The 23,890-nt window shown below is 58.9% G+C and carries 17 protein-coding genes and 2 rRNA genes (1 of these 19 running past the window's edge); 9 read left to right on the plus strand and 10 right to left on the minus strand.

The features are described 5' to 3' along the window. Positions 1-168: 168 nt before the first annotated feature. Positions 169-2,088: an ATP-binding cassette domain-containing protein gene (locus QMK55_RS03930; protein ID WP_102356368.1), complete on the minus strand. Its 1,920-nt coding sequence runs from the start codon at positions 2,086-2,088 to the stop codon at positions 169-171. A 214-nt stretch (positions 2,089-2,302) separates the two neighbouring features. Between QMK55_RS03930 and QMK55_RS03935 the strand changes: the two genes are divergently transcribed. After that, the gene (locus QMK55_RS03935) at positions 2,303-4,231 is read left to right on the plus strand and encodes a transglycosylase SLT domain-containing protein (protein ID WP_102356369.1); all 1,929 of its coding nucleotides are present in this window, start codon (positions 2,303-2,305) and stop codon (positions 4,229-4,231) included. A gap of 82 nt (positions 4,232-4,313) precedes the next feature. Here QMK55_RS03935 and QMK55_RS03940 read toward each other — a convergent pair whose 3' ends face one another. After that, positions 4,314-6,119 carry an ABC transporter transmembrane domain-containing protein gene (locus QMK55_RS03940; RefSeq protein WP_102356370.1) on the minus strand — a complete coding sequence of 602 codons (1,806 nt, stop codon included), beginning with the start codon at positions 6,117-6,119 and terminating at the stop codon, positions 4,314-4,316. Between the two features lie 256 nt (positions 6,120-6,375). On the opposite strand from QMK55_RS03940, the gene QMK55_RS03945 reads away from it, so the two are divergent. Further along, complete coding sequence (locus QMK55_RS03945) at positions 6,376-6,555, plus strand: PA1571 family protein (protein WP_102356371.1); 180 nt, start codon at positions 6,376-6,378, stop codon at positions 6,553-6,555. Between the two features lie 166 nt (positions 6,556-6,721). On the opposite strand, the gene pdxB is transcribed toward QMK55_RS03945, so the two are convergent. Next, a complete protein-coding gene (gene pdxB, locus QMK55_RS03950) occupies positions 6,722-7,864 on the minus strand; it encodes a 4-phosphoerythronate dehydrogenase PdxB (protein ID WP_320328701.1) in 1,143 nt (380 codons plus the stop codon). A gap of 159 nt (positions 7,865-8,023) precedes the next feature. Between pdxB and QMK55_RS03955 the strand changes: the two genes are divergently transcribed. Further along, positions 8,024-9,433 (plus strand): MATE family efflux transporter, encoded by a 1,410-nt coding sequence (locus QMK55_RS03955; protein ID WP_320328702.1) that lies wholly within the window; start codon positions 8,024-8,026, stop codon positions 9,431-9,433. 134 nt (positions 9,434-9,567) lie between these two features. Here the strand turns inward: QMK55_RS03955 and tusA are convergent, their stop codons facing one another. Continuing rightward, complete coding sequence (tusA, locus tag QMK55_RS03960) at positions 9,568-9,819, minus strand: sulfurtransferase TusA (RefSeq protein WP_003226616.1); 252 nt, start codon at positions 9,817-9,819, stop codon at positions 9,568-9,570. 114 nt (positions 9,820-9,933) lie between these two features. Further along, on the minus strand, positions 9,934-11,007 hold the full coding sequence (gene rlmM / locus QMK55_RS03965; RefSeq protein WP_102356374.1) for a 23S rRNA (cytidine(2498)-2'-O)-methyltransferase RlmM: 1,074 nt from the start codon (positions 11,005-11,007) through the stop codon (positions 9,934-9,936). A 222-nt stretch (positions 11,008-11,229) separates the two neighbouring features. On the opposite strand from rlmM, the gene acnA reads away from it, so the two are divergent. Next, positions 11,230-13,971 (plus strand): aconitate hydratase AcnA, encoded by a 2,742-nt coding sequence (gene acnA, locus QMK55_RS03970; RefSeq protein WP_320328703.1) that lies wholly within the window; start codon positions 11,230-11,232, stop codon positions 13,969-13,971. A gap of 365 nt (positions 13,972-14,336) precedes the next feature. On the opposite strand, the gene QMK55_RS03975 is transcribed toward acnA, so the two are convergent. After that, complete coding sequence (locus tag QMK55_RS03975; RefSeq protein ID WP_413787281.1) at positions 14,337-15,134, minus strand: aminoglycoside phosphotransferase family protein; 798 nt, start codon at positions 15,132-15,134, stop codon at positions 14,337-14,339. A 7-nt stretch (positions 15,135-15,141) separates the two neighbouring features. Further along, positions 15,142-15,630, minus strand: a complete 489-nt coding sequence (locus QMK55_RS03980) for an SRPBCC family protein (RefSeq protein ID WP_102356377.1) — start codon at positions 15,628-15,630, stop codon at positions 15,142-15,144. A gap of 197 nt (positions 15,631-15,827) precedes the next feature. Here QMK55_RS03980 and QMK55_RS03985 point away from each other — a divergent pair, with 197 nt between their 5' ends. From QMK55_RS03985 to QMK55_RS04005, 5 genes are all read left to right on the plus strand, one after another. Next, positions 15,828-16,748 (plus strand): ADP-ribosylglycohydrolase family protein, encoded by a 921-nt coding sequence (locus QMK55_RS03985; protein ID WP_320328705.1) that lies wholly within the window; start codon positions 15,828-15,830, stop codon positions 16,746-16,748. Positions 16,749-16,804: 56 nt separating this feature from the next. Beyond that, positions 16,805-17,209 (plus strand): lysozyme inhibitor LprI family protein, encoded by a 405-nt coding sequence (locus QMK55_RS03990; RefSeq protein ID WP_320328706.1) that lies wholly within the window; start codon positions 16,805-16,807, stop codon positions 17,207-17,209. A gap of 218 nt (positions 17,210-17,427) precedes the next feature. After that, a complete protein-coding gene (locus QMK55_RS03995; RefSeq protein ID WP_320328707.1) occupies positions 17,428-18,033 on the plus strand; it encodes a hypothetical protein in 606 nt (201 codons plus the stop codon). 9 nt (positions 18,034-18,042) lie between these two features. Continuing rightward, positions 18,043-18,249: a helix-turn-helix domain-containing protein gene (locus QMK55_RS04000; RefSeq protein ID WP_102356381.1), complete on the plus strand. Its 207-nt coding sequence runs from the start codon at positions 18,043-18,045 to the stop codon at positions 18,247-18,249. 81 nt (positions 18,250-18,330) lie between these two features. Beyond that, positions 18,331-19,002: a hypothetical protein gene (locus QMK55_RS04005; protein ID WP_102356382.1), complete on the plus strand. Its 672-nt coding sequence runs from the start codon at positions 18,331-18,333 to the stop codon at positions 19,000-19,002. Positions 19,003-19,070: 68 nt separating this feature from the next. Here QMK55_RS04005 and mrdA read toward each other — a convergent pair whose 3' ends face one another. The 3 genes from mrdA to QMK55_RS04020 all read right to left on the minus strand — a co-directional run. Continuing rightward, a complete protein-coding gene (gene mrdA / locus QMK55_RS04010) occupies positions 19,071-20,963 on the minus strand; it encodes a penicillin-binding protein 2 (protein ID WP_320328708.1) in 1,893 nt (630 codons plus the stop codon). A gap of 246 nt (positions 20,964-21,209) precedes the next feature. After that, a 5S ribosomal RNA gene (gene rrf, locus QMK55_RS04015) occupies positions 21,210-21,325 on the minus strand. 145 nt (positions 21,326-21,470) lie between these two features. Then, positions 21,471-23,890, minus strand: a 23S ribosomal RNA gene (locus tag QMK55_RS04020); it runs 472 nt beyond the window's last position.

Here is a 23,890-nt window from a genome sequence, read left to right on the forward strand (position 1 = left end):
GTTCATTGTGGGAGCGAGCCTGCTCGCGAAGGCGTCGGCACATTCAGCATTAATGCCGCCTGACACACCGCATTCGCGAGCAGGCTCGCTCCCCCATTAGGTCTCCACCCGCATATGAAAAGCCCGGCGCTCATCACTGAGCGCCGGGCTTTTTTGTTACCGGATCAATCAGGCATCCAGCTCGGCCCAACGCTCAACCAATGCATCCAGCTCAGCCTGCAATTGCTCCAGCGAAGCAATCACCTTGGCCGTCTCTGCCGCAGGGCGCTGATAGAAGCCAGCTTCAGCCATTTCGGCTTCCACGGCAGCAATCTGCTGTTCCTTCGCGTCGATATCGCCCGGTAACGCTTCCAGCTCGCGCTGCAGCTTGTAGCTCAGCTTCTTCTTGGCAACCGGTGCGGCAGCAGGCGCAGCAACCACAGCAGGCTCAGCGGTCACCACCGCTGAATTCAGGTCAGCCTTGCCCGACTTGCTCTCGGTCACGCCCAGCAGGCGCGGCGAGCCGCCCTGACGGATCCAGTCCTGATAGCCACCGACATATTCACGAACCTTGCCTTCACCTTCGAAGACCAGGGTGCTGGTGACCACGTTGTCGAGGAATGCCCGGTCGTGGCTGACCATCAGTACAGTGCCGTTGAAGGTCAGCAGCACCTCTTCGAGCAGTTCGAGGGTTTCCACGTCGAGGTCGTTGGTCGGCTCGTCGAGTACCAGCAGGTTCGCCGGTTTGCTGAACAGTTTCGCCAGCAACAAGCGTGCACGCTCGCCACCGGACAGCGCCTTGACCGGCGTGCGGGCACGCTGCGGGCTGAACAGGAAGTCGCCAAGGTAGCTCAGCACGTGGCGGCTCTGGCCGTCGATGTCGATGAAATCGCGACCTTCGGCGACGTTGTCGATCACGGTCTTTTCCAGATCCAGCTGATGACGCAACTGGTCGAAGTAGGCCACGTCGATCCGGGTGCCCTCTTCCACTTTGCCGCTGGTCGGTTGCAGACCGTTGAGCATCAGCTTGAGCAGGGTGGTCTTGCCAGTACCGTTGGCGCCGAGCAGACCGATACGGTCGCCGCGCTGCAGGACCATCGAGAAGTCCTTGATCAGGAACGGGCCGTCCGGGTGATGGAAGCTGACATTTTCCAGCACCATCACTTGCTTGCCGGACTTGTCGGCGGTTTCCAGCTGGATGTTGGCCTTGCCGGTGCGTTCGCGACGTTCGCTGCGCTCAACACGCAGGGCTTTCAGGGCGCGCACGCGGCCTTCGTTACGGGTACGACGGGCCTTGATGCCCTGACGAATCCACACTTCTTCCTGGGCCAGACGCTTGTCGAACAGCGCGTTGGCGGTTTCTTCAGCGGCCAGCGCGGCCTCTTTGTGTACCAGGAAGCTGGCGTAGTCGCCGTTCCAGTCGATCAGGCCGCCGCGATCCAGTTCGAGGATGCGCGTGGCAAGGTTTTGCAGGAAGGAACGGTCGTGCGTGATGAACAGCACGGCGCCCTGGAAATCCTTGAGTGCTTCTTCGAGCCAGGCGATCGCACCGATGTCCAGGTGGTTGGTCGGTTCGTCGAGCAACAGCAGATCCGGTTCGGACACCAGCGCCTGCGCCAGCAGCACGCGACGACGCCAGCCGCCGGACAACTCGGCGAGGGTCTTGTCGGCCGGCAGTTGCAGGCGACTCAGGGTGCTGTCGACCAGGGTCTGCAAGCGCCAGCCATCACGGGCTTCGAGGTCGTGCTGAACGTGCATCAGCTTGTCCAGGTCGGCATCGGTGACGATGTTCTGGCTCAGGTGATGGTATTCGGCGAGCAAGGCGCCAACACCGTCGAGACCCTCGGCAACCACGTCGAACACAGTCCGTCCGTCGGCCACAGGCAATTCTTGCGGCAACTCGCCAATTTTCAGACCGGGGGCACGCCACACCGAGCCGTCATCGGGCTTCTGGTCGCCCTTGACCAGTTTCATCATGCTGGACTTGCCAGTGCCGTTGCGGCCGATGATGCACACCCGCTCACCACGGGCGATCTGCCAGGACACCTTGTCCAACAACGGCATCGCGCCGAATGCAAGGGACACATCGCTGAATTTGAGCAGGGTCATGAGCTTCTCCAAAAACCGGGCGCGCATTCTACCTGAGTTAGGCCCTCAACAGGCCGGCAATTTGTCTGTCGAAGCACTCTGCACAACATTTGTTGCGAACTTGTGCTGCGAGACCGGCAAAGCTTTCGCCGGTTGCTGGCAAAAGGCTAAGCTACAGACAATTCAGTGCTGGCTGCGGCCGGTGCTTGTCATGATTTCTCTGCCCGGATGTCTCATGCGCAGTCGCCTTTTCAGTGTCTTGTCCTGTTTGCTACTTACCGCCGCTGCCGCTCAATCCGCCCAGGCGGTGGACCTGTCCACCCAACGCCAGTATTACGATGAAGCCAAGCGCGCCCTGGCCAAGGGCGATACCGGCCCGTACTTCCGTTACAGCCAGGCCCTGGCCGATTATCCGCTGGAACCGTACCTGGCCTACGACGAACTGACCGCACGTCTAAAGACCGCGAGCAACGCCGAGATCGAGAAATTTCTCGCCGAACACGGTGACCTGCCTCAGGCCAACTGGATGAAACTGCGCTGGTTGCGCTGGCTCGCCGACCGTGGTGACTGGGCAACCTTCGTCAAGTATTACGACCCGAAACTCAATTTCACCGAACTGGACTGCCTGAATGCGCAGTACCAGATCAGCAGCGGCCACAAAGCCGATGGTTACGCCAACGCCGACAAACTGTGGCTGACCGGCAAATCGCAACCGGCGGCCTGTGACGGACTGTTCGGGATCTGGGCCGCCGACGGCCAGTTGACCGAACAGAAACGCTGGGAACGCACCAAACTCGCAGCCCAGGCGCGCAACTATCCATTGGCCAACAGTCTGGTCAACGGCCTGACCACCCTCGCCCCGCGCGGTCGCTTGCTGGTGGATGTGGCGCAGAAACCCGAGCTGCTCAACCAGCCGTCGCGCTTCACCCCGGCCGACGAGCCGATGTCCGACGTGGTCAGCCTCGGCCTGCGCCGCCTCGCCCGTCAGGATCCGGATAAGGCCATGGCCCTGCTCGACGGTTACGCCAGCAGCATGCATTTCTCCCGTGACGAGAAAGTCGCGATTGCCCGGGAAATCGGCCTGACCCTGGCCCGGCGTTTCGACAGCCGTGCGCTTGACGTGATGACCAAATACGATCCTGAGCTGCGTGACAACACCGTTTCCGAATGGCGCCTGCGTTTGCTGTTGCGTCTGGCACGCTGGGACGATGCGTATCAGTTGACGCGTCGTCTGCCGCAGGATCTGGCGACCACCAACCGCTGGCGTTACTGGCAGGCCCGCAGCCTGGAACTGGCACAGCCACAGAACCCGGAAGCACAGACGCTGTACAAGAATCTGGCGAAGGAACGCGATTTCTATGGCTTCCTCGCCGCCGACCGCTCGCAACTGCCTTACTCGCTGATGAACAAGCCGCTGGTACTCAGTCAGGCCACCATCAACAAGGTGCGCAACACCCCCGGCGTGCGTCGCGCCCTGGAATTCCATGCCCGCGGGCAGATCGTCGACGGTCGCCGCGAGTGGTATCACGTCAGCCGTCATTTCAATCGTGACGAAATGGTCGCCCAGGCCAGACTGGCCTACGACCTGAAATGGTACTTCCCGGCCATTCGCACCATCAGTCAGGCGCAATACTGGGACGACCTGGACATCCGTTTCCCGATGGCGCACCGCGACACCCTCGTGCGTGAAGCCAAGACGCGTGGACTGCATTCGAGCTGGGTGTTCGCCATCACCCGTCAGGAAAGTGCGTTCATGGACGACGCCCGCTCCGGCGTCGGCGCCAGCGGCCTGATGCAACTGATGCCGGGCACCGCCAAGGAAACCGCGCGCAAGTTCAGCATCCCGCTGGCTTCGCCACAGCAAGTGCTCGACCCAGACAAGAACATCCAGCTCGGCGCCGCTTACCTGAGCCAGGTGCACAGCCAGTTCAACGGAAACCGCGTCCTCGCCTCCGCTGCCTACAACGCCGGCCCCGGTCGCGTCCGTCAGTGGCTGCGCGGCGCCGATCACCTGAGCTTCGACGTGTGGGTGGAAAGCATCCCGTTCGACGAAACCCGCCAGTACGTGCAGAACGTGCTGTCGTATTCGGTGATCTACGGCCAGAAACTCAACTCGCCGCAACCGCTGGTGGATTGGCATGAGCGGTATTTTGATGATCAGTGATTACACGGCTGACAGCGCGTAATGAAAAATGCCCTTATCCCAAGACAAGGGCATTTTTTATGTGCGCTGCCGGGTCGATCACTTAGTCGATTACAGGTTCGGTGACGGAGTTAGTTGTAGCGCCGTGACCATCATTGAACTGCAACGACGCCAGCCGCGCGTACAGCGGATTGCTCACGATCAGCTCCTGATGCGTACCGATCGCCACCAGTTTGCCCTGATCCATTACCGCGATCCGGTCGGCGTTTTTCACCGTGGCCAGGCGATGCGCAATCACCAGCGTGGTGCGGTTTTGCATCAGGCTGGGCAGAGCTTCCTGAATCAAGTGCTCACTCTGCGCATCGAGGGCGCTGGTGGCTTCGTCCAGCAACAGGATCGGTGCATCCACCAGCAACGCGCGGGCGATCGCCAAGCGCTGACGCTGGCCACCAGAAAGGCCGAGGCCGCCATCGCCCAGATGCGTCTGGTAACCGTTGGGCATTTTCTCGATGAAGTCATGGGCATGGGCGATTCGCGCCGCTTCCTTGACCTGCTCCAGCGTCGCGCCGGCATTACCGTAACGAATATTCTCTTCGACGCTGCCGAAAAACAGCGCAGGCGATTGCGAGACCAAGGCGAAATTACGGCGCAGATCCAGCGGATCGAGACTGCTCAGCGGCACACCGTCGATCAGGATCCGCCCTTCAAGCGGGTCATAGAAGCGCAGCAGCAGGTCGTACACCGTGGACTTGCCGGCGCCGGACGGTCCCACCAGCGCCAGCGTCTCGCCGGCCTTGATGGTCAGAGTCAGACCGTTGACAGCGTAGCTTTCGGGACGCGAAGGATAGGAAAAGCGCACATCCTGCAATTGCAGTTCGCCCTTGATCCGTTCCGGCAAGGTCACCAGTCCGGTAGTCGGTGGCAGGATGATGTTCTGCGAACCCAGCAGTTCGGCGATCCGTTCGGCGGCACCCGCCGCACGCTGCAATTCACCGATCACCTCGCTCAGGGTACCGATGGCACTGCCGACGATCAGGCTGTAGAAGACGAACGCTGCCAGTTCACCACCGGTGATTCGACCGGCAATCACGTCCATGCCGCCCACCCACAACATCACCGCCACCGCGCCCAGCACCAGAACGATCACCATGGTGATCATCCAGGAACGCTGAAAAATACGTTTACGCGCCGTGTCGAATGCGTCCTCGACCGTTGACGCGAAACGTCGCTCATCCTGCACCTGATGGTTGTAGGCCTGCACGGTCTTGATCTGACCCAGGGTTTCGGAAACGTAGCTGCCGATATCCGCGACCCGGTCCTGGCTCAGCCGCGACAGATTGCGCACGCGCCGACCGAAAATCAGAATGGGAGCAACCACGAACGGCAAGGCAATCACCACGATGCTGGTGAGTTTCGGGTTGGTGACGAACAGCAGGACCACCCCGCCGATCACCATCAACAGGTTGCGTAGAAACATCGAGAGTGACGAACCGATCACCGATTGCAGCAACGTCGTATCAGCGGTCAGTCGCGACTGAATTTCCGAACTGCGGTTGTTCTCGTAGAAACCGGGGTGCAAGTACACCAGATGGTTGAACACCTCGCGCCGGATATCCGCCACGCAGCGCTCACCGATCCACGACACCCAGTAAAACCGCGCGAACGTGCCGATCGCCAGGCCAAGCACCATCAACATGAAGATGCCGATGCTCTGGTTCAGTTGGTGCGGCGACTGCGTCATGAAGCCCCGATCGACCAGCAACTTGATCCCCTGCCCCATCGACAACGTGACGGCCGCGGTGACGATCAACGCCAACAGCGCACCACAAACTTGCCAACGGTAAGGCGCCAGAAATCGACTGGTCAGACTCAGCGCTCGACGGTGCCGGGAGGAAAGCTTCGAGATCATTCAGGTACACATCCGTGTTGGTGAAAGGGCTAGCCTAAACCTTCTATGGGGCGCAACTCTGTAAATCACAATGAGTCAGGTTAAATATGCCCCCAAAGACTAGGCCATAGTTGCTATTGGTCTAATGTCCCGGTTGAGACAAGCGGTCATTTCTGTTGGAGTGGAGGTGCCGCTTTTGACAGACCCAAAGGTGTTGTCACAGCCTGGTCACGTGGCGGTTTTAATCTACGCGTACAACCTGATGAGGAGACAGGCCATGTCCTTGCAACACAGCAGCGAAGACAAGATTCAAGTGATCCGCACCAAGCCCGGCCAACCTCTGGGTTGCTCCATTATTGACAAGGATGGGCGTGAAGTACCGATCACTGAAGACATGATCCAGAACGCATGCCGCGAACTGGAGAAGCGATTGGTCAAGCCTGCCGAACAAAAGTGATATAGCCACCGTCTTCCTGACCCGGCCCCTTTTGGCCGGGTTTTTTCTGCCTGCCAATCAGACCGCAGTGCGCCCTTCGCGAGCAGGCTCGCTCCCACAGGAGATCTTCAGTTAATGAGAGATCCATGTGGGAGCGAGCCTGCTCGCGAAAAAGGCCGACTCGGTTCTAGACAGCCTCCGCCCCCAGCGCCGCCACAATCTGTTGCAACTGCGGCGAGTTCCCTTCGATTCGCACCTTCAAGCCCTCAATCTCGCGTCGCACCGGATACTGCTTGCGCAACACATCGAACGCCGCACGCTGCTCACCGACATTGCCTACAAGACTGCGGCGAAAGTCCGCATCGTCGCGGCGCGGGTCGTATACCCCACGGCACAACATCGCCAGCGCCCAAGCCGGATCACTGTCGGCGTGCAGGGTCACTTGTGACAGCCACGGTGCTGGCAGCAGCTCACTGAGCTGGATGCTCACCGGTTGGCCGATGAACTCGCAGTACGCCTCATAGATCTGCGCCGTGCCGCGCTGTTTGCCATCCAGGCTGTAACCGGCAATGTGCGGTGTTGCCAGCACGCAGAGTTCGGCCAGCGCCACATCGACCTCGGGTTCTGCTTCCCAGACGTCGAGCACCGCTTGCAGGTCTTCGCGCTGCAGCAGCACTTTGCGCAGCGCGGCGTTATCCACCACAGGGCCACGCGCGGCATTGATCAGCCAGGCGCCGGGCTTGAGCTGCTGCAAGCGCTGCTGATCGAACAGATGCCAGGTCGCACCGCCACCGCTGCGGGTCAACGGGGTGTGCAGGCTGATCACGTCGCACTGCTCGATGATCTGCTCGAGGCTGACATAGTCGCCACCCTCGGCTGCCTGACGCGGTGGATCGCAGACTTTCACGTTCCAGCCCAGTCCTTTCAGAACCTTGACCAGCCGACCACCGACCTCACCGGCACCGACCACGCCATAGGTGCGCTGCGTCAGATCGACGCCTTCGATTTCGGCGAGGGTCATCAGGCTGCCGAGCACGTAATCGACCACCCCCCGGGCGTTGCAACCGGGCGCGCTGGACCAGGTAATGCCGGCCTCATTGAAGTACTCGAGATCCAGATGATCAGTACCGATGGTGCAGGTGCCGACAAAGCGAACCTTGCTGCCCTCAAGCAACGCCCGGTTGACGTTGGTCACCGAACGCACCAGCAACACATCGGCCTGTTCGACCGTCGCACGGTCGATGGAACGGCCCGGCACCCGGCGGATCTCGCCGAAACCGGCAAAAAAGGCATCGAGCAGCGGGATATTTTCGTCGGCAACAATCAGCATGGCGGGCTCCTTTGGCGGATCGGCAGTTTAGGTGCAGATGGGCGGTTGGGCCAGCAGGCCGTGCGATTACAAATCCGCAACAGAGGATTTTTCCTGACTGTCACGTCAGCGGCGTAGAATGCGGCGCCTTGCGCATCAACACCTGTGGACGCTTTGCCTGTGAATTCTGTAACTGAACAACCTGTCGCCGTCTCCCTCACCCGCCCCGCGCGGATTCGTCTGGAGTTCAAGAACCTGCTCGCCCTGGCGTTGCCGATCATCATCGCGCAACTGGCGACCACGGCCATGGGCTTCGTCGATGCGGTGATGGCTGGCCGCGTCGGGCCAAAGGATCTGGCGGCGGTGGCACTGGGCAACTCGATCTGGGTCCCGGTTTTCCTGCTGATGACCGGTACCCTGCTGGCCACCACACCGAAAGTCGCCCAGCGTTTCGGCGCCGGAACCCACAGCGAGATCGGCCCGATCGTGCGTCAGGCATTGTGGCTGGCGCTGGTGGTCGGACTGATCGCGACGGCGATGCTGGTGGCCGCCGAGCCGGTACTGCACTTGATGAAGGTCGATCCCGAGCTGATCGGCCCGTGCATGCAGTATCTGCACGGCATTGCCAGCGGCCTGCCGGCGGTGGCGTTCTACCACGTGCTGCGCTGCACCAGTGACGGCATCGGCCGTACCCGCCCGGCGATGGTGCTGGGCCTGTGCGGTCTGGCGCTGAACATTCCGCTGAACTACATCTTCATTTATGGCCACTTCGGCGTGCCGGCCATGGGCGGCGTCGGCTGCGGCTGGGCCACGGCCATTGTGATGTGGGTGATGGCGCTGGGCCTGGCCGGTTGGGAACGTTGGGCGCCGGCCTATCGCTCGAGTGAGATTTTCAGCCGCTTCGACTGGCCGCAATGGGCGGTGATCAAGCGTCTGCTGGCGATCGGTCTGCCGATCGGCATCGCAGTGTTTGCCGAGTCGAGCATCTTCGCCGTGATCGCCCTGCTGATCGGCAGCCTCGGCGCCACTGTGGTTGCCGGGCATCAGATCGCACTGAACGTCAGTTCGCTGGTGTTCATGATTCCGTATTCGCTGGGCATGGCGGTGACCGTACGAGTCGGCCAGGCTCTGGGCCGTGAAGAACCGCGTGAGGCGCGCTTCGCCGCTGGCGTTGGTATGGGCGCCGCGCTGGCCTACGCCTGTTTGTCGGCGAGCATGATGCTGTTGCTGCGCGAGCCGATTGCCTCGATCTACACCGCCGACCCGACAGTGATCCACATCGCGGCGATGCTGATTGTGTACTCGGCGCTGTTCCAGTTTTCCGACGCGATTCAGGTCACGGCGGCTGGCGCCCTGCGCGGTTATCAGGACACCCGGGTAACGATGATCCTGACCCTGTTCGCTTACTGGGGCATCGGCCTGCCGGTGGGTTACGCCCTCGGCCTGACCGACTGGCTCGGTGAACCGCGTGGCCCGAGCGGCTTGTGGCAAGGCCTGATCGTCGGCCTGAGCTGTGCCGCGCTGATGCTGTCGATCCGCCTGACGCGCAGTGCGCGCAAGCGTATTCGGATCAGTCGCAGCACTGGCTAAAGAAAGCCTGACGCTGGACAAACAATGTGCGGGCTTGCTCGCGAATGCGGTGTATCAGTCGCCATTGATAGTGACTGACATACCGCTTTCGCGAGCAAGCCCGCTCCCACATTGGTTCTGTGCTTGGCTCGGACTCAGGCTTGTTTCTTGCGGATCCAGTACAGATAAGTACCAGCCTCTTCGTGCTGACCGACCAGTTCGTGGTCGAGAAACACGCAGAACTTGGGAATGTCGCGACGGGTCGAGGGATCGGTGGCGATCACCTTGAGCAGGCCGCCGGGCACCAGATCACGAATGTGCTGATGCAGCATCATCACCGGCTCCGGGCAATTGAGGCCGGTGGCGTCGAGGGTGCCGTCGACCGGGGTATCGATCATTTCACTCATGATTCACTCCTGAAACTGGCCGGCATTGTCGCGCATTGCCGGGTGCTCAGTCATCTGTGGTGAGGGGATTTATCCCTCACCACAGAGATCACTCCCACAGGGTTTGGTGTTGTTTCAGCGGGATTTGCTTTTTTTGATGTCGTGACGACGCAAATGGCAGGTCACTTCTTCGCGGTCGTGATACAGCTGCTTGCAGCCAATATCGACCTTGATCCCACGGGCCTTGAAGCCATCGGCGATGCGTTCGAGCAAGCGCTTCACCTCGGCATAGCGCTGCTTCATCGGCAACTTCAGGTTGACCACCGCCTCGCGGCAATGCCCCTCGCCGATCCACTCTTCGAGCATCGCGGCATTACGTGCCGGTTTCTCGACGATGTCGCAGACCATCCAGTCCACCGGTTGCTTGGGCTTGAAGGTGAAACCGTCAGCCATCAAGTGCTGCACCAGGCCGGTGTCCATCAGGCTTTCGGCCATCGGGCCGTTGTCGATGGCAGTCACCAGCATGCCGCGGTTGACCAGTTGCCAGGTCCAGCCGCCCGGGGCTGCACCGAGGTCGACGCCGGTCATGTCGCTGTGCAGGCGCTCGTCCCACTGATCACGCGGGATGAAGTGGTGCCAGGCTTCTTCCAGCTTCAACGTCGAACGGCTCGGCGCCTCGCGCGGAAACTTCAGGCGCGGAATGCCCATCGGCCACATCGCCGAGTTACCGGCATCGGCCATGCCGAGGAACACTTCACGACCACTTTTGAACGTCAGCAGCAGACGCGGCTTGCTGGCGTCCTCCACCAGTTTGCCGGCGGCGGTCAGTGCCTTGCGCAGCGGGCCTTCGAATTTCTTGCAGAAGTTCGACAGTTCCTTGCCGTCGTTGGTGTCGACGACTTCCAGCCACAGGCTGCCGAACACCGGGAAATCGGCCATGTGCGCGAGGATTACACTGATGCGGTCGTTTTCCGGCAAATCGATAAAGATCCCGCGCGCCCATTGCCGCGGAAAAATCAGTTCGGCGAAACGCTGGCCGCGCATCAGGCGTTCAGCGCCGTCTGCTTCAGTGCAGACGAACTCGGCGTACGCGGTGGCCGCTTTGGCCTTGGCGTAACCGGCGACGTTCAACTGGGCGGCGAGGTCGGAAATCTCCGAACAGACTTCACCTTCGAAGCCTGGCCGGCAATGCATGAATAGGGTGTTCATTCTTACTCCTGGGCAGAGGGCGGACATTCGGCCCCTGCACGATGCTCAAGCCTTGCGGTGAAGCAAAGCCTGTCACGAAAACCGGCGCATGATAGCCGATGTCGGAACCTTGGACTTGCCCATAGAGTCCAGTTATTAGCCAGCTACTGAAAACAGGGCTACGTTGATAGCTCTGCCCGTCCCCTCAGTCCGTAGCCGTGCGGACTCAAAGGAGTGATCGTAATGCCGTCCCTCGATAGTCTGAAGACCCTTAAAACACTGCAGATCGACCAAAAGACCTACCACTATTTCAGTCTGCCGGATGCAGCGAAAAGCCTTGGCAATATCGACAAGCTGCCAATGTCGCTGAAGGTCCTGCTGGAAAACCTGTTGCGCTGGGAAGATGAAAAAACCGTTACCGGCGCCGACCTCAAGGCGATCGCCGCCTGGCTCAAGGAGCGGCGCTCCGACCGGGAAATCCAGTACCGCCCTGCCCGCGTATTGATGCAGGACTTTACCGGCGTCCCCGCGGTGGTCGACCTCGCCGCGATGCGTGCCGCCATGGCCAAGGCCGGCGGTGATCCGCAGCGAATCAACCCATTGTCGCCAGTAGATCTGGTGATCGACCACTCGGTGATGGTCGACAAATTCGCCACCGCCAGTGCTTTCGAACAGAACGTCGACATCGAGATGCAGCGTAACGGCGAACGTTATGCGTTCCTGCGCTGGGGTCAGAGCGCCTTCGACAACTTCAGCGTGGTGCCACCGGGCACCGGGATCTGCCACCAGGTCAACCTCGAATACCTCGGGCGCACGGTGTGGACCAAGGATGAGGACGGCCACACCTACGCATTCCCCGACACGCTGGTCGGCACCGACTCGCACACCACCATGATCAACGGCCTCGGTGTACTCGGCTGGGGCGTCGGCGGGATCGAGGCGGAAGCGGCGATGCTCGGCCAACCGGTGTCGATGCTGATTCCGGAAGTGATCGGCTTCAAGCTCATCGGCAAGCTCAAGGAAGGCATCACCGCCACCGACCTGGTGCTGACGGTCACGCAGATGCTGCGCAAGAAAGGCGTGGTCGGCAAATTCGTCGAGTTCTACGGGGACGGCCTCGCCGACCTGCCGCTGGCCGACCGCGCGACCATCGCCAACATGGCCCCGGAATACGGTGCGACCTGCGGCTTCTTCCCGGTCGATGACGTGACCCTGGAGTACCTGCGCCTGTCCGGCCGACCGCCGGAAGTGGTGAAACTGGTCGAGGCCTACACCAAGGCCCAGGGCCTGTGGCGCGTGCCGGGTCAGGAACCGGTGTTCACCGACAGCCTGGCGCTGGACATGGGTAGCGTCGAAGCCAGCCTTGCCGGGCCGAAACGCCCGCAGGATCGCGTCTCGCTGCCGAACGTCGCGCAGGCCTTCAGTGATTTCATGGACCTGCAATTCAAGCCCACCAGCAAGGAAGAAGGCCGCCTGGAAAGCGAAGGCGGCGGTGGTGTGGCCGTGGGCAACGCCGATCTGGTCGGCGAAACCGAATACGAATACGAAGGCCATACCTATCGCCTGAAAAACGGCGCGGTGGTGATCGCCGCAATCACTTCCTGCACCAACACCTCCAACCCGAGTGTGATGATGGCGGCCGGTCTGCTGGCGAAAAAAGCCGTGGAGAAAGGCCTGACGCGCAAACCGTGGGTCAAGAGTTCACTGGCACCCGGTTCGAAAGTGGTGACCGACTACTACAAGGCTGCCGGGTTGACGCAGTACCTCGATCAGCTCGGGTTTTCGCTGGTCGGTTACGGCTGTACGACGTGCATCGGCAACTCCGGGCCATTGCCGGAACCGATCGAGAAAGCCATTCAGAAAGCCGACCTCACTGTCGCGTCGGTGCTGTCCGGCAACCGCAACTTCGAAGGCCGGGTGCATCCGCTGGTCAAGACCAACTGGCTAGCCTCGCCGCCACTGGTGGTCGCTTATGCCCTGGCCGGCAGCGTGCGCACCGACATCAGCACGGAACCACTGGGCAACGACCAGCAAGGCAATCCGGTGTACCTGCGTGACATCTGGCCGAGCAGCAAGGAAATCGCCGACGCGGTAAGCCAGGTCAACACCGCGATGTTCCACAAGGAATACGCCGAGGTGTTCGCTGGCGACGAGCAATGGCAGGCGATTCAGGTACCGCAAGCCGCCACCTATGTGTGGCAGGACGACTCGACCTACATCCAGCATCCACCATTCTTCGACGACATTTCCGGCCCGTTGCCGGTAATCACTGACGTCAAGGGCGCGCGGGTCTTGGCGCTGCTCGGCGATTCGGTGACCACCGACCACATCTCCCCTGCCGGCAACATCAAGGCTGACAGTCCGGCCGGGCGCTATCTGCGGGAAAAAGGCGTGGAACCACGAGACTTCAACTCCTACGGCTCACGCCGTGGCAACCATGAAGTGATGATGCGCGGCACATTCGCCAACATCCGTATCCGCAACGAAATGCTCGGTGGCGAAGAAGGTGGCAACACGATCTACATCCCGAGCGGCGAGAAGATGGCAATCTATGACGCTGCCATGCGTTATCAGGCCGACGGCACACCGCTGGTGGTGATTGCCGGTCAGGAATACGGCACTGGCTCCAGCCGCGACTGGGCGGCCAAGGGCACCAACCTGCTGGGCGTCAAAGCGGTGATCGCTGAAAGTTTCGAACGCATTCACCGTTCCAATCTGGTGGGCATGGGCGTGTTGCCGCTGCAGTTCAAGCTCGATCAGAACCGCAAGAGCCTGAATCTAACAGGCAAGGAAACCGTGGATATTCAGGGCCTGACCAACGTCGAACTGACGCCGCGCATGAACCTGACTCTGGTGATCACCCGTGAAGACGGGCAGCAGGAGAAAATCGAAGTGCTATGCCGCATCGATACGTTGAATGAGGTGGAGTACTTCAAGTCCGGCGGGATCCTGCATTACGTGTTGCGGCAGTTGATCGCCTCTTGAGCGTTTGATCCCCTGTGGCGAGGGGACCCATCCCCGATGGGTTGCGAAGCGCCCCCAAGAAATGGCCTGCCAGGCAGGCCATCGGGGATAAATCCCCTCACCACAATTTCACCCGACAGAGGTATCAGAGGCGTTTCTACAGGCGAAAAAAAACCCGCCGAAGCGGGTTTTTCCCAAGACCATTATCGACTCCCTGTCGGCAGCGATCCTTGCTAATGGTCGATCATCCTTGATCCTGAAACACTCCCTGTGTCTCAGTTGATGGGTGTAGATTACGCGGTGGATCCAATCGGCAATAGTCGAAAAAGCTACCAATGCGTGTAAGACATTCGCTATAGAACGCCTTCCGAAAACCCTTACGCCCGTCAGGCGTCGAGCATGCACGCCGCAATGTGCGCAACTTTCAGCTGCCCGGCGGCCTGCTGCTGGTCATCCTCCAGAAACCACGCGGCGGACAACCCCGCGAACGCCAGCACCCATTGCAGCAAGCGTCGGCGCTCCAGTCCGGCTGCCTCGACAATCACCTCGACCTGTCGCCGAAAGCGCTCGGGATCGCCAGCTGTGGGCAGTTCGGGGTTGCAGATCAGGTTCGCGTAATCGAAACCCCGCTCGCCGCGTACCCGCTTGGGATCAATCGCCAGCCACCCGCGCGTACCGAAATCGAGGACGTTGTCGTGGTGCATGTCACCGTGCAGCACCACCACGTCCTGCGGTTCAGCGAGCAACGCTTCAGCCGTTCGCACGCTCACGGCATAAGCGCCGCCATGTTCGGCGGCGGCCATTCGCAGTGACGCGAACCACGGCGCCAGCTCCACCAGCGGCGGTGGCGGTGTCGGACGCGGTGCATGCAGGTGCGCCAGCGCCGTGCACATGATCCGTGTGGCGGCGTCGTCTTCACCGTTGAGCGCCATGTGCATCAGCGAACGCCGCCCCATGGCCCGCTCCATCAACAAACCGTCTTCATGATGGGCCAGCACCTGCGCGGCGCCATCACCGCCCCACCAGGTCATCAGCCGATTGCCGTACTGTTCGTCGGTATCCAGCGCAATCTTGAGCATGGCCGGTGCATCGCCGAAACGTACCCGTAACAGACGACTGCCCGGGGTGATGATCGGTTCACCGTCTGGCACCAGCGCCCAGCGTTGTAACCACGGCTTGAACATGGTGCTATCAGTCATCGGCACGCTCGCGGGTCTTGGCGCTTTCGGCGAGAAACTGTTCAAGTCGACTCAGTTGTTCCTCCCAGCCACGGCTGTCCATGTAATACGCCTCCTTCTGCCGCACATCAGGAATATGCGCAAAACCGGATTCGGACACCTTGAGCAACGTGCCACCCTCGTAATCCTGCAGCTCGAACCTGACCAGCGTCGTCGGCTCCTGGGAGTAATCGATTTTCGGATTGACCGCGTACGGGTGCCAGCGAAACGAAAACAACTGCTGCGGCTCGACCCGCTCGACCAGCACGTTCCACAACACGTGTTCATAACCCGGATAGGTGACCTGCCCCTGGGTCCATTCACCGGCAATGAACCGCCTGTCCTCCAGCGCCACACCAAACCACTGACCAAACGCCTCGGCATCGACCAATGCGCGCCAGACATAAGAACGCGGTGCCTTGAGCATGATTTTGCGTTCGAAACTATTGGGTACTGGTTTCATAAGTCACCTCCTGTTCTGAACAGTAGGCTTGTATGACCACATGTCCAACCTGAAGTTGTATCAAAGGGCTGCACCTGTTCTGTCCAAAGGAAACATTCGGCGGCATTTCCGATCGTTGAAAGAGTGAATGACTGACGCCCCCCTCCCAGTGAACCTGTTACCTTTTCCAGCGAAACGGAAACAAACAAGGACGAAGCATGCAGCCCTCCCTATCAGAACGTTATCGCGGCGCCCTGCTCGGCCTGGCTTGCGGCGACGCCGTTGGCACCACGGTGGAGTTCAAACCGCGGGGCTCATTCCAGCCGCTGACAGACATGGTCGGCGGAGGCCCCTTTCACTTGAAGCCTGGGCAATGGACGGATGACACCTCGATGGCGCTGTGCCTGGCAGAGAGTCTGCTGACCAGAAACACATTCGATGCGACGGACCAGATGGGACGCTATCTGAACTGGTGGCAATGGGGGTATCTCAGCTCGACGGGGGATTGTTTCGATATTGGCATGACCGTCAGTCAGGCACTGTCGCAGTACCAGCAAACCGGTCAGCCCTTTGCTGGATCAACCGACCCGTTTACCGCCGGCAACGGCTCGCTGATGCGGTTGGCGCCGGTGGTGCTGTTTTTCTTCCCTGTCGTCCAGCAAATCCGCCAGTTCGCCAGTGACAGTTCGCGGACAACCCACGCGGCCCCCGAAGCCATCGAATGCTGCCAGTTGTTTGCCGAACTGATCGCCAACGCGCTGCTCGGCGCCTCCAAAACCGAGCTGTGCAGACTGCCGCTCTCAACCTTCACTCAACCTAAAGTCGCCGCAATTGCTCGAGGAGATTATCTGGCCAGGTCAGCCACTGAAATCCGTGGCAGTGGCTACAGCGTTGAGTCATTGGAAGCCGCGCTGTGGTGTTTTCATCACACCAACAGTTTCGAAGCAGCGATTCTGCAAGCCGCCAACCTGGGCGATGACGCCGACACCACTGCCGCGATCGTCGGTCAATTGGCCGGGGCCTATTATGGCGTTCGGGCGATTCCTGCCCACTGGCTGGAAATGCTCCATGACGGCGAGGAGATTGCAGCCACCGCAGATCGCCTGCTCGAAGCCTCCCGGCTACGCGTTCCTGAATAGAAGCACCACAGCCGCTAAACTGCTCTGCACTTTCATCCGACACAGTGAGATTACCCATGTCCCCACGCCTGCTCATGGTCCTGACACCCTTCCTGTTCACGCCTATCGCCCACGCCGCCGTCGACTGCGCCAATGCCAGCGATCAGGCCACCATGAACCAGTGTGCCGGGCAGGAATTCAAGGCGGCGGACAAGGAGCTGAACGCGGTGTATCAGCAGATCACCGGTCGATTGAAGGGCAACGCCGACGCCAAAAAAATGCTGGTGAGTGCACAGCGGGCATGGATCGAGTTTCGTGATGCCGAATGCAAGTTTTCGGCGTCCGGGGTAGGCGGCGGGAGCGTTTATCCGTTGATTTACAGCAACTGCCTGACCGGGGTGACCAAGGTGCGGGTCGAAGCGCTGAAGCAGTATTTGAAGTGTGAGGAAGGCGACATGAGTTGCCCGGTGCCAGGGGCCTGATTTTGTAATGGTTTCGGTCTTGCCGGTAGGTTTGCTGACCCACATTTAGAGCACCTTCGGCGCGCTGGCTAGTAAATCGACTCCCCGCACCGTTAAAAGCAGCCGTGCGGAGCCGATCGAGAAGAGGATACCGACGCAAACAAATCAAAATTAATTATTGTTAATCGATAATTTATCATCGAGAATTCGCTACCTAATTGAAACAACCAGGAATTTTCATGCGTACTCACATCAACGGATTGGCGCCGCAACGCATGCATTGGGTCGGGCTGCTGGCAGCGATTCTTGTCTGGGTTCTGGGTGTGACGGAGGTTAGCGGCAACGCGACGATCTGGTTCATCAAAAAGGATGAAATACTGGCGGGCCTGCTCTACGCCTTTGCTGAAGGCTCACCGCAATTGCTTGACCCGTTTGTCGAGGGCGCGCTGCTTGATCCCGACACATGGCTGTCGTCAATGGTCACTGCCCTGATCGTTTTTCTGGATTTCCTGCCCGTTGTTCTGTCGGGCTACGCGTTATGGCTAACAGGGTTGTTTTTCCTGCGTTTGTCGCGCGGCGAAACCTGGACCGACCGCAACATCAGGGTCCTGTGGCGAGTGGGCGTACTGTGCATTGTTTCGCCGGCAACCTACCCGCTGGTGGAGACCTTGCAAGGTTTGGCGTTGTCGATAGATCTGCCGCCGGGGGATCGGATTTTTCAGTTCTCGATCGGCCTGTCTTCCGCTTCTGCCTACGAGATAATCAAAGGCGTATTGCTCTGTATATTTTCAATTATCATGCGTGACGCAAAAGTTCTCAGCGATGAGCAAAGTCAATACATATAGAACAATACAATGACCATTATCGTCCGCCTTGACGTTGTCATGGCCACGCAAAAAATTCGCTCGAAAGAGTTAGCCACCCTGCTGGGCATCACCGAGGCCAACCTGTCATTGCTGAAAAATGGCAAGGTCAAGGGCGTGAAAATGGCCACTCTCGACAAACTCTGCGCAGCGCTCGATTGCCAGCCAGGTGATCTGCTGGAATACCAGAAAGACTGAGCCTTGCTGACGATGAGTTATTTATCGCGCGCCTCATCCGTTTAACCTCTATTCAATCCTTAGTTGCAAGGCGTCTTTGTCATGTCCCGTTATTTGTTCTGCGTCCTACTAATGCTCACAGCGTTGCTTGGCGGTTGCGCCACGCAAATAGACGTAGCACTCAATGCAATACCTGATCCGGACTATCAGTTCGACCGAAAGGCAACAGTACTTGTGACCTCGGCGAACGGCGCCGATGAGAACGCACTCAATGCCCGCTACTATCTTCGCGACATGGTCAACGCACTGAAAGACAGGGGCTTCCAGGAGGTCTACACCGACGCCAGCCTGCCCAGGAACCACGCGCCGATCAAAATGACCATCACTCTCGATATCGGCAGCCGACAGGTGTCTTACCGCTATACCGCCACCGACTATGGGCAAGTGCCGACCAGCACTACGACCGTGTGCAAGAACACCAAGAAAAAAGATGACCGACTGACCTGCACCAGTAAGCCCAATACGACCTATGGCCCGGTGGGTACTTCAGAGCGAATCGGCTACACCACCCTCAGTACCTTCGTTGCCACTGCCCGGGATGAAGTCAGCAAACGTACGGTGTATCTGCTTCGGGCGTCGTCTTATAACGAGGACTGCCAGGCCGCCAAGGTCGAGGCCTTTCTGGTGGGGCAAGGTCTGCAGAACCTGAATTTTCAGGACCGTGTGCAACGCAACTACAGCGTCACGATGCCTGAGGGTTACAGCTGCAAATAGTCAGTTGCCCAAACATCTTCCCGCACAGGCTCAACCTACTTGAGCCTGTGCTGTGAAGCAGCTTCCGGTTACACGTGCGGATCACCGGGAGGCTTGGCCGGTGCAGCGTATTGCGGCTTAAGGTGGCCGTACTGGTCCAGTAACCAGGCGTCCATGATCTGCCGTACCACAGGGCCGGCCACCCGACCACCGGCCTCGCCATTTTCAATCATTACCGAGATGGCAATCTTCGGATGCTCCGCCGGGGCAAAGCCGACAAACAAGGCGTTGTCGCGATGGCGTTCGAGGGTTTTCTCGCGGTTGTAGCGCTCGCCCTGCTTGATCGCCACCACTTGCGCGGTACCACTCTTGCCGGCAATGCGGTATTGCGCGCCGGCCGCAGCCGCGCGGGCAATGCCTCGGGCATCGTGCATCACCATCTGCATGCCATGGTTGACCTGATCCCAGTCACGCGGATTCTTCAGCAGGATGTTGGGCATTGGATGTTCGTCGACCGGTGCCACGCCATCGACTGTCTTGGCCAGGTGCGGACGGTTCCACACCCCCTTGTTGGCAATCAGCGCAGTGGCCTGGGCCAACTGCAGCGGCGTGACCTGCATATAGCCCTGACCGATGCCGAGGATCACGGTCTCCCCCGGGAACCACGCCTGACGGCGTGTGGCGCGCTTCCAGGCCTGCGACGGCATCAAACCGGGCGACTCTTCGAACATGTCCAGCGAAACTTTTTCGCCGAGACCGAACATCGCCATGTAGTCATGCAGCCGATCGATGCCGAGCTTGTGCGCCAGGTCGTAGAAATACGTGTCGTTGGAACGCATGATCGCCGCGTCCATGTCCACCCAACCGTCGCCGCTGTGGTTCCAGTTGCGGTACTTGTGATCGAAATCGGGGAGTTGGTAGTAGCCCGGGTCGAAGACCCGGGTCTGCGGAGTAACCACACCAGTATCGAGACCGGCAATCGCCACCTCCGGCTTGATCGTCGAACCTGGCGCGTACAAGCCGCGCAGCACACGGTTGAATAGCGGCCGGTCGATGGAGTCGCGTAGCGCCGAGTATTCCTTGGAACTGATACCGGTGACGAACAGGTTCGGGTCGAAACTCGGGTTGCTGACCATGGCCAGCACTTCGCCAGTGGACGGATCCAGTGCCACCACCGAACCACGACGGTCCCCTAGTGCGGCTTCGGCAGCCTCCTGCAGTTTGACGTCGAGGCTCAGCACAATGTTTTTGCCGGGCACCGGATCGGTGTGTTTCAGCACCCGCAGTACTCGGCCTTGGGCATTGGTCTCCACTTCTTCATAACCAACGTGGCCGTGAAGCTGCGCTTCGTAGAAGCGTTCGATGCCGGTTTTGCCGATAGATTGCGTGCCGCGGTATTCGACCGAGTCCAGCGTCTTGGACTCTTTCTCGTTGATCCGGCCAACGTAGCCGATTGAATGTGCGAAATGCGGGCCCAGCGGATAATGCCGAACGAACTGCGGCTCGACATCCAGACCCGGCAAGCGGAATTCATTAACCGCCAACACGGCGATCTGTTCTTCCGTCAGCTCGTAGAACAGCGTCACCGGGGTAAACGGGTGGCGGGACTGCTTCATGGCTTTATCGAAAACGGTGCGGTCTTCTGCCGGCAGATGCAGAAGATTGATGACCTCGTCCAGCTCCTGATTGACGTCAGTGGCGCGTTCGCGGGTGATGATCAGGTTGTAACTGGGGCGGTTATCGGCGAGCAGCACACCGTTGCGATCATAGATCAGGCCGCGAGTCGGCGGGATCGGCAAGACGTGCACGCGGTTGTTTTCGGAGATGGTCGAGTGGTAGTCGTATTCAACCACTTGCAGGATATACAGGCGCACTACCAGCGCACAGCTGATAGCAAAAACGAACAGAGCACAGGCGATCAACCGCTTGTTGACCAGGCGCTTCTCTTTCTCGTGATCCTTGATCGGGATGGGTTCTGGCATTTCTACAGCAACTCTTTGACAAAAATTGAGTGCCGATCCGTGGGCATGACATCAGTCCATTAAAAACGAGCTGCACCATACCAAAAACCGAGTGACCACTTCAGAAGGTTTTTCCCCAATGGCAGTCCTGGCGACGGTTGGAACGGCCGTCCCTCCCCTTGCAGCGCCTTGCGCGGAAAGCAAACCACTTTCCTGCGGGCAAAACAAAACCCCAATTGCTTTCGCAATTGGGGTTTCGGAATTTAATCTTGACGATGACCTACTCTCACATGGGGAAACCCCACACTACCATCGGCGATGCATCGTTTCACTGCTGAGTTCGGGATGGGATCAGGTGGTTCCAACGCTCTATGGTCGTCAAGAAATTCGGTGTGCCGACTCGTCTTTCGACGCTTCAGCAAATTGGGTATGCGATAGTTTGTGTGTTTCTCTCGAACTTTCGGTTCATTTCGTCTTCACACACCGCAATCTGGCCTCTCTCGAGTTCGCAAATTGCTTGGGTGTTATATGGTCAAGCCTCACGGGCAATTAGTATTGGTTAGCTCAACGCCTCACAGCGCTTACACACCCAACCTATCAACGTCGTAGTCTTCGACGGCCCTTCAGGGAACTCAAGGTTCCAGTGAGATCTCATCTTGAGGCAAGTTTCCCGCTTAGATGCTTTCAGCGGTTATCTTTCCCGAACATAGCTACCCGGCAATGCCACTGGCGTGACAACCGGAACACCAGAGGTTCGTCCACTCCGGTCCTCTCGTACTAGGAGCAGCCCCTCTCAAATCTCAAACGTCCACGGCAGATAGGGACCGAACTGTCTCACGACGTTCTAAACCCAGCTCGCGTACCACTTTAAATGGCGAACAGCCATACCCTTGGGACCGGCTTCAGCCCCAGGATGTGATGAGCCGACATCGAGGTGCCAAACACCGCCGTCGATATGAACTCTTGGGCGGTATCAGCCTGTTATCCCCGGAGTACCTTTTATCCGTTGAGCGATGGCCCTTCCATACAGAACCACCGGATCACTAAGACCTACTTTCGTACCTGCTCGACGTGTCTGTCTCGCAGTCAAGCGCGCTTTTGCCTTTATACTCTACGACCGATTTCCGACCGGTCTGAGCGCACCTTCGTACTCCTCCGTTACTCTTTAGGAGGAGACCGCCCCAGTCAAACTACCCACCATACACTGTCCTCGATCCGGATAACGGACCTGAGTTAGAACCTCAAAGTTGCCAGGGTGGTATTTCAAGGATGGCTCCACGCGAACTGGCGTCCACGCTTCAAAGCCTCCCACCTATCCTACACAAGCAAATTCAAAGTCCAGTGCAAAGCTATAGTAAAGGTTCACGGGGTCTTTCCGTCTAGCCGCGGATACACTGCATCTTCACAGCGATTTCAATTTCACTGAGTCTCGGGTGGAGACAGCGCCGCCATCGTTACGCCATTCGTGCAGGTCGGAACTTACCCGACAAGGAATTTCGCTACCTTAGGACCGTTATAGTTACGGCCGCCGTTTACCGGGGCTTCGATCAAGAGCTTCGCGTTAGCTAACCCCATCAATTAACCTTCCGGCACCGGGCAGGCGTCACACCCTATACGTCCACTTTCGTGTTTGCAGAGTGCTGTGTTTTTAATAAACAGTCGCAGCGGCCTGGTATCTTCGACCGGCATGAGCTTACGGAGCAAGTCCTTCACCCTCACCGGCGCACCTTCTCCCGAAGTTACGGTGCCATTTTGCCTAGTTCCTTCACCCGAGTTCTCTCAAGCGCCTTGGTATTCTCTACCCAACCACCTGTGTCGGTTTGGGGTACGGTTCCTGGTTACCTGAAGCTTAGAAGCTTTTCTTGGAAGCATGGCATCAACCACTTCGTCACCCAAAGGGTAACTCGTCATCAGCTCTCGGCCTTAAGATCCCGGATTTACCTAAGATCTCAGCCTACCACCTTAAACTTGGACAACCAACGCCAAGCTGGCCTAGCCTTCTCCGTCCCTCCATCGCAATAACCAGAAGTACAGGAATATTAACCTGTTTTCCATCGACTACGCTTTTCAGCCTCGCCTTAGGGACCGACTAACCCTGCGTCGATTAACGTTGCGCAGGAAACCTTGGTCTTTCGGCGTGGGTGTTTTTCACACCCATTGTCGTTACTCATGTCAGCATTCGCACTTCTGATACCTCCAGCAAGCTTCTCAACTCACCTTCACAGGCTTACAGAACGCTCCTCTACCGCATCACCTAAGTGATACCCGTAGCTTCGGTGTATGGTTTGAGCCCCGTTACATCTTCCGCGCAGGCCGACTCGACTAGTGAGCTATTACGCTTTCTTTAAAGGGTGGCTGCTTCTAAGCCAACCTCCTAGCTGTCTAAGCCTTCCCACATCGTTTCCCACTTAACCATAACTTTGGGACCTTAGCTGACGGTCTGGGTTGTTTCCCTTTTCACGACGGACGTTAGCACCCGCCGTGTGTCTCCCATGCTCGGCACTTGTAGGTATTCGGAGTTTGCATCGGTTTGGTAAGTCGGGATGACCCCCTAGCCGAAACAGTGCTCTACCCCCTACAGTGATACATGAGGCGCTACCTAAATAGCTTTCGAGGAGAACCAGCTATCTCCGAGCTTGATTAGCCTTTCACTCCGATCCACAGGTCATCCGCTAACTTTTCAACGGTAGTCGGTTCGGTCCTCCAGTCAGTGTTACCTAACCTTCAACCTGCCCATGGATAGATCGCCCGGTTTCGGGTCTATTCCCAGCGACTAGACGCCCTATTAAGACTCGCTTTCGCTACGCCTCCCCTATTCGGTTAAGCTCGCCACTGAAAATAAGTCGCTGACCCATTATACAAAAGGTACGCAGTCACCCAACAAAGTGGGCTCCCACTGCTTGTACGCATACGGTTTCAGGATCTATTTCACTCCCCTCTCCGGGGTT

It is taken from the genome of Pseudomonas sp. P8_229 (genome assembly GCF_034008635.1).
Taxonomy (GTDB): domain Bacteria; phylum Pseudomonadota; class Gammaproteobacteria; order Pseudomonadales; family Pseudomonadaceae; genus Aquipseudomonas.

Excerpts from the sequence above, each read along its gene's own strand:
- QMK55_RS03930 (WP_102356368.1), bottom strand. The coding sequence starts at position 2,088 with ATGACCCTGCTCAAATTCAGCGATGTGTCCCTTGCATTCGGCGCGATG.
- QMK55_RS03935 (WP_102356369.1), top strand. The coding sequence starts at position 2,303 with ATGCGCAGTCGCCTTTTCAGTGTCTTGTCCTGTTTGCTACTTACCGCC.
- QMK55_RS03940 (WP_102356370.1), bottom strand. The coding sequence starts at position 6,119 with ATGATCTCGAAGCTTTCCTCCCGGCACCGTCGAGCGCTGAGTCTGACC.
- QMK55_RS03945 (WP_102356371.1), top strand. The coding sequence starts at position 6,376 with ATGTCCTTGCAACACAGCAGCGAAGACAAGATTCAAGTGATCCGCACC.
- pdxB (WP_320328701.1), bottom strand. The coding sequence starts at position 7,864 with ATGCTGATTGTTGCCGACGAAAATATCCCGCTGCTCGATGCCTTTTTT.
- tusA (WP_003226616.1), bottom strand. The coding sequence starts at position 9,819 with ATGAGTGAAATGATCGATACCCCGGTCGACGGCACCCTCGACGCCACC.
- rlmM (WP_102356374.1), bottom strand. The coding sequence starts at position 11,007 with ATGAACACCCTATTCATGCATTGCCGGCCAGGCTTCGAAGGTGAAGTC.
- acnA (WP_320328703.1), top strand. The coding sequence starts at position 11,230 with ATGCCGTCCCTCGATAGTCTGAAGACCCTTAAAACACTGCAGATCGAC.
- QMK55_RS03975 (WP_413787281.1), bottom strand. The coding sequence starts at position 15,134 with ATGTTCAAGCCGTGGTTACAACGCTGGGCGCTGGTGCCAGACGGTGAA.
- QMK55_RS03980 (WP_102356377.1), bottom strand. The coding sequence starts at position 15,630 with ATGAAACCAGTACCCAATAGTTTCGAACGCAAAATCATGCTCAAGGCA.
- QMK55_RS03985 (WP_320328705.1), top strand. The coding sequence starts at position 15,828 with ATGCAGCCCTCCCTATCAGAACGTTATCGCGGCGCCCTGCTCGGCCTG.
- QMK55_RS03990 (WP_320328706.1), top strand. The coding sequence starts at position 16,805 with ATGTCCCCACGCCTGCTCATGGTCCTGACACCCTTCCTGTTCACGCCT.
- QMK55_RS03995 (WP_320328707.1), top strand. The coding sequence starts at position 17,428 with ATGCGTACTCACATCAACGGATTGGCGCCGCAACGCATGCATTGGGTC.
- QMK55_RS04000 (WP_102356381.1), top strand. The coding sequence starts at position 18,043 with ATGACCATTATCGTCCGCCTTGACGTTGTCATGGCCACGCAAAAAATT.
- QMK55_RS04005 (WP_102356382.1), top strand. The coding sequence starts at position 18,331 with ATGTCCCGTTATTTGTTCTGCGTCCTACTAATGCTCACAGCGTTGCTT.
- mrdA (WP_320328708.1), bottom strand. The coding sequence starts at position 20,963 with ATGCCAGAACCCATCCCGATCAAGGATCACGAGAAAGAGAAGCGCCTG.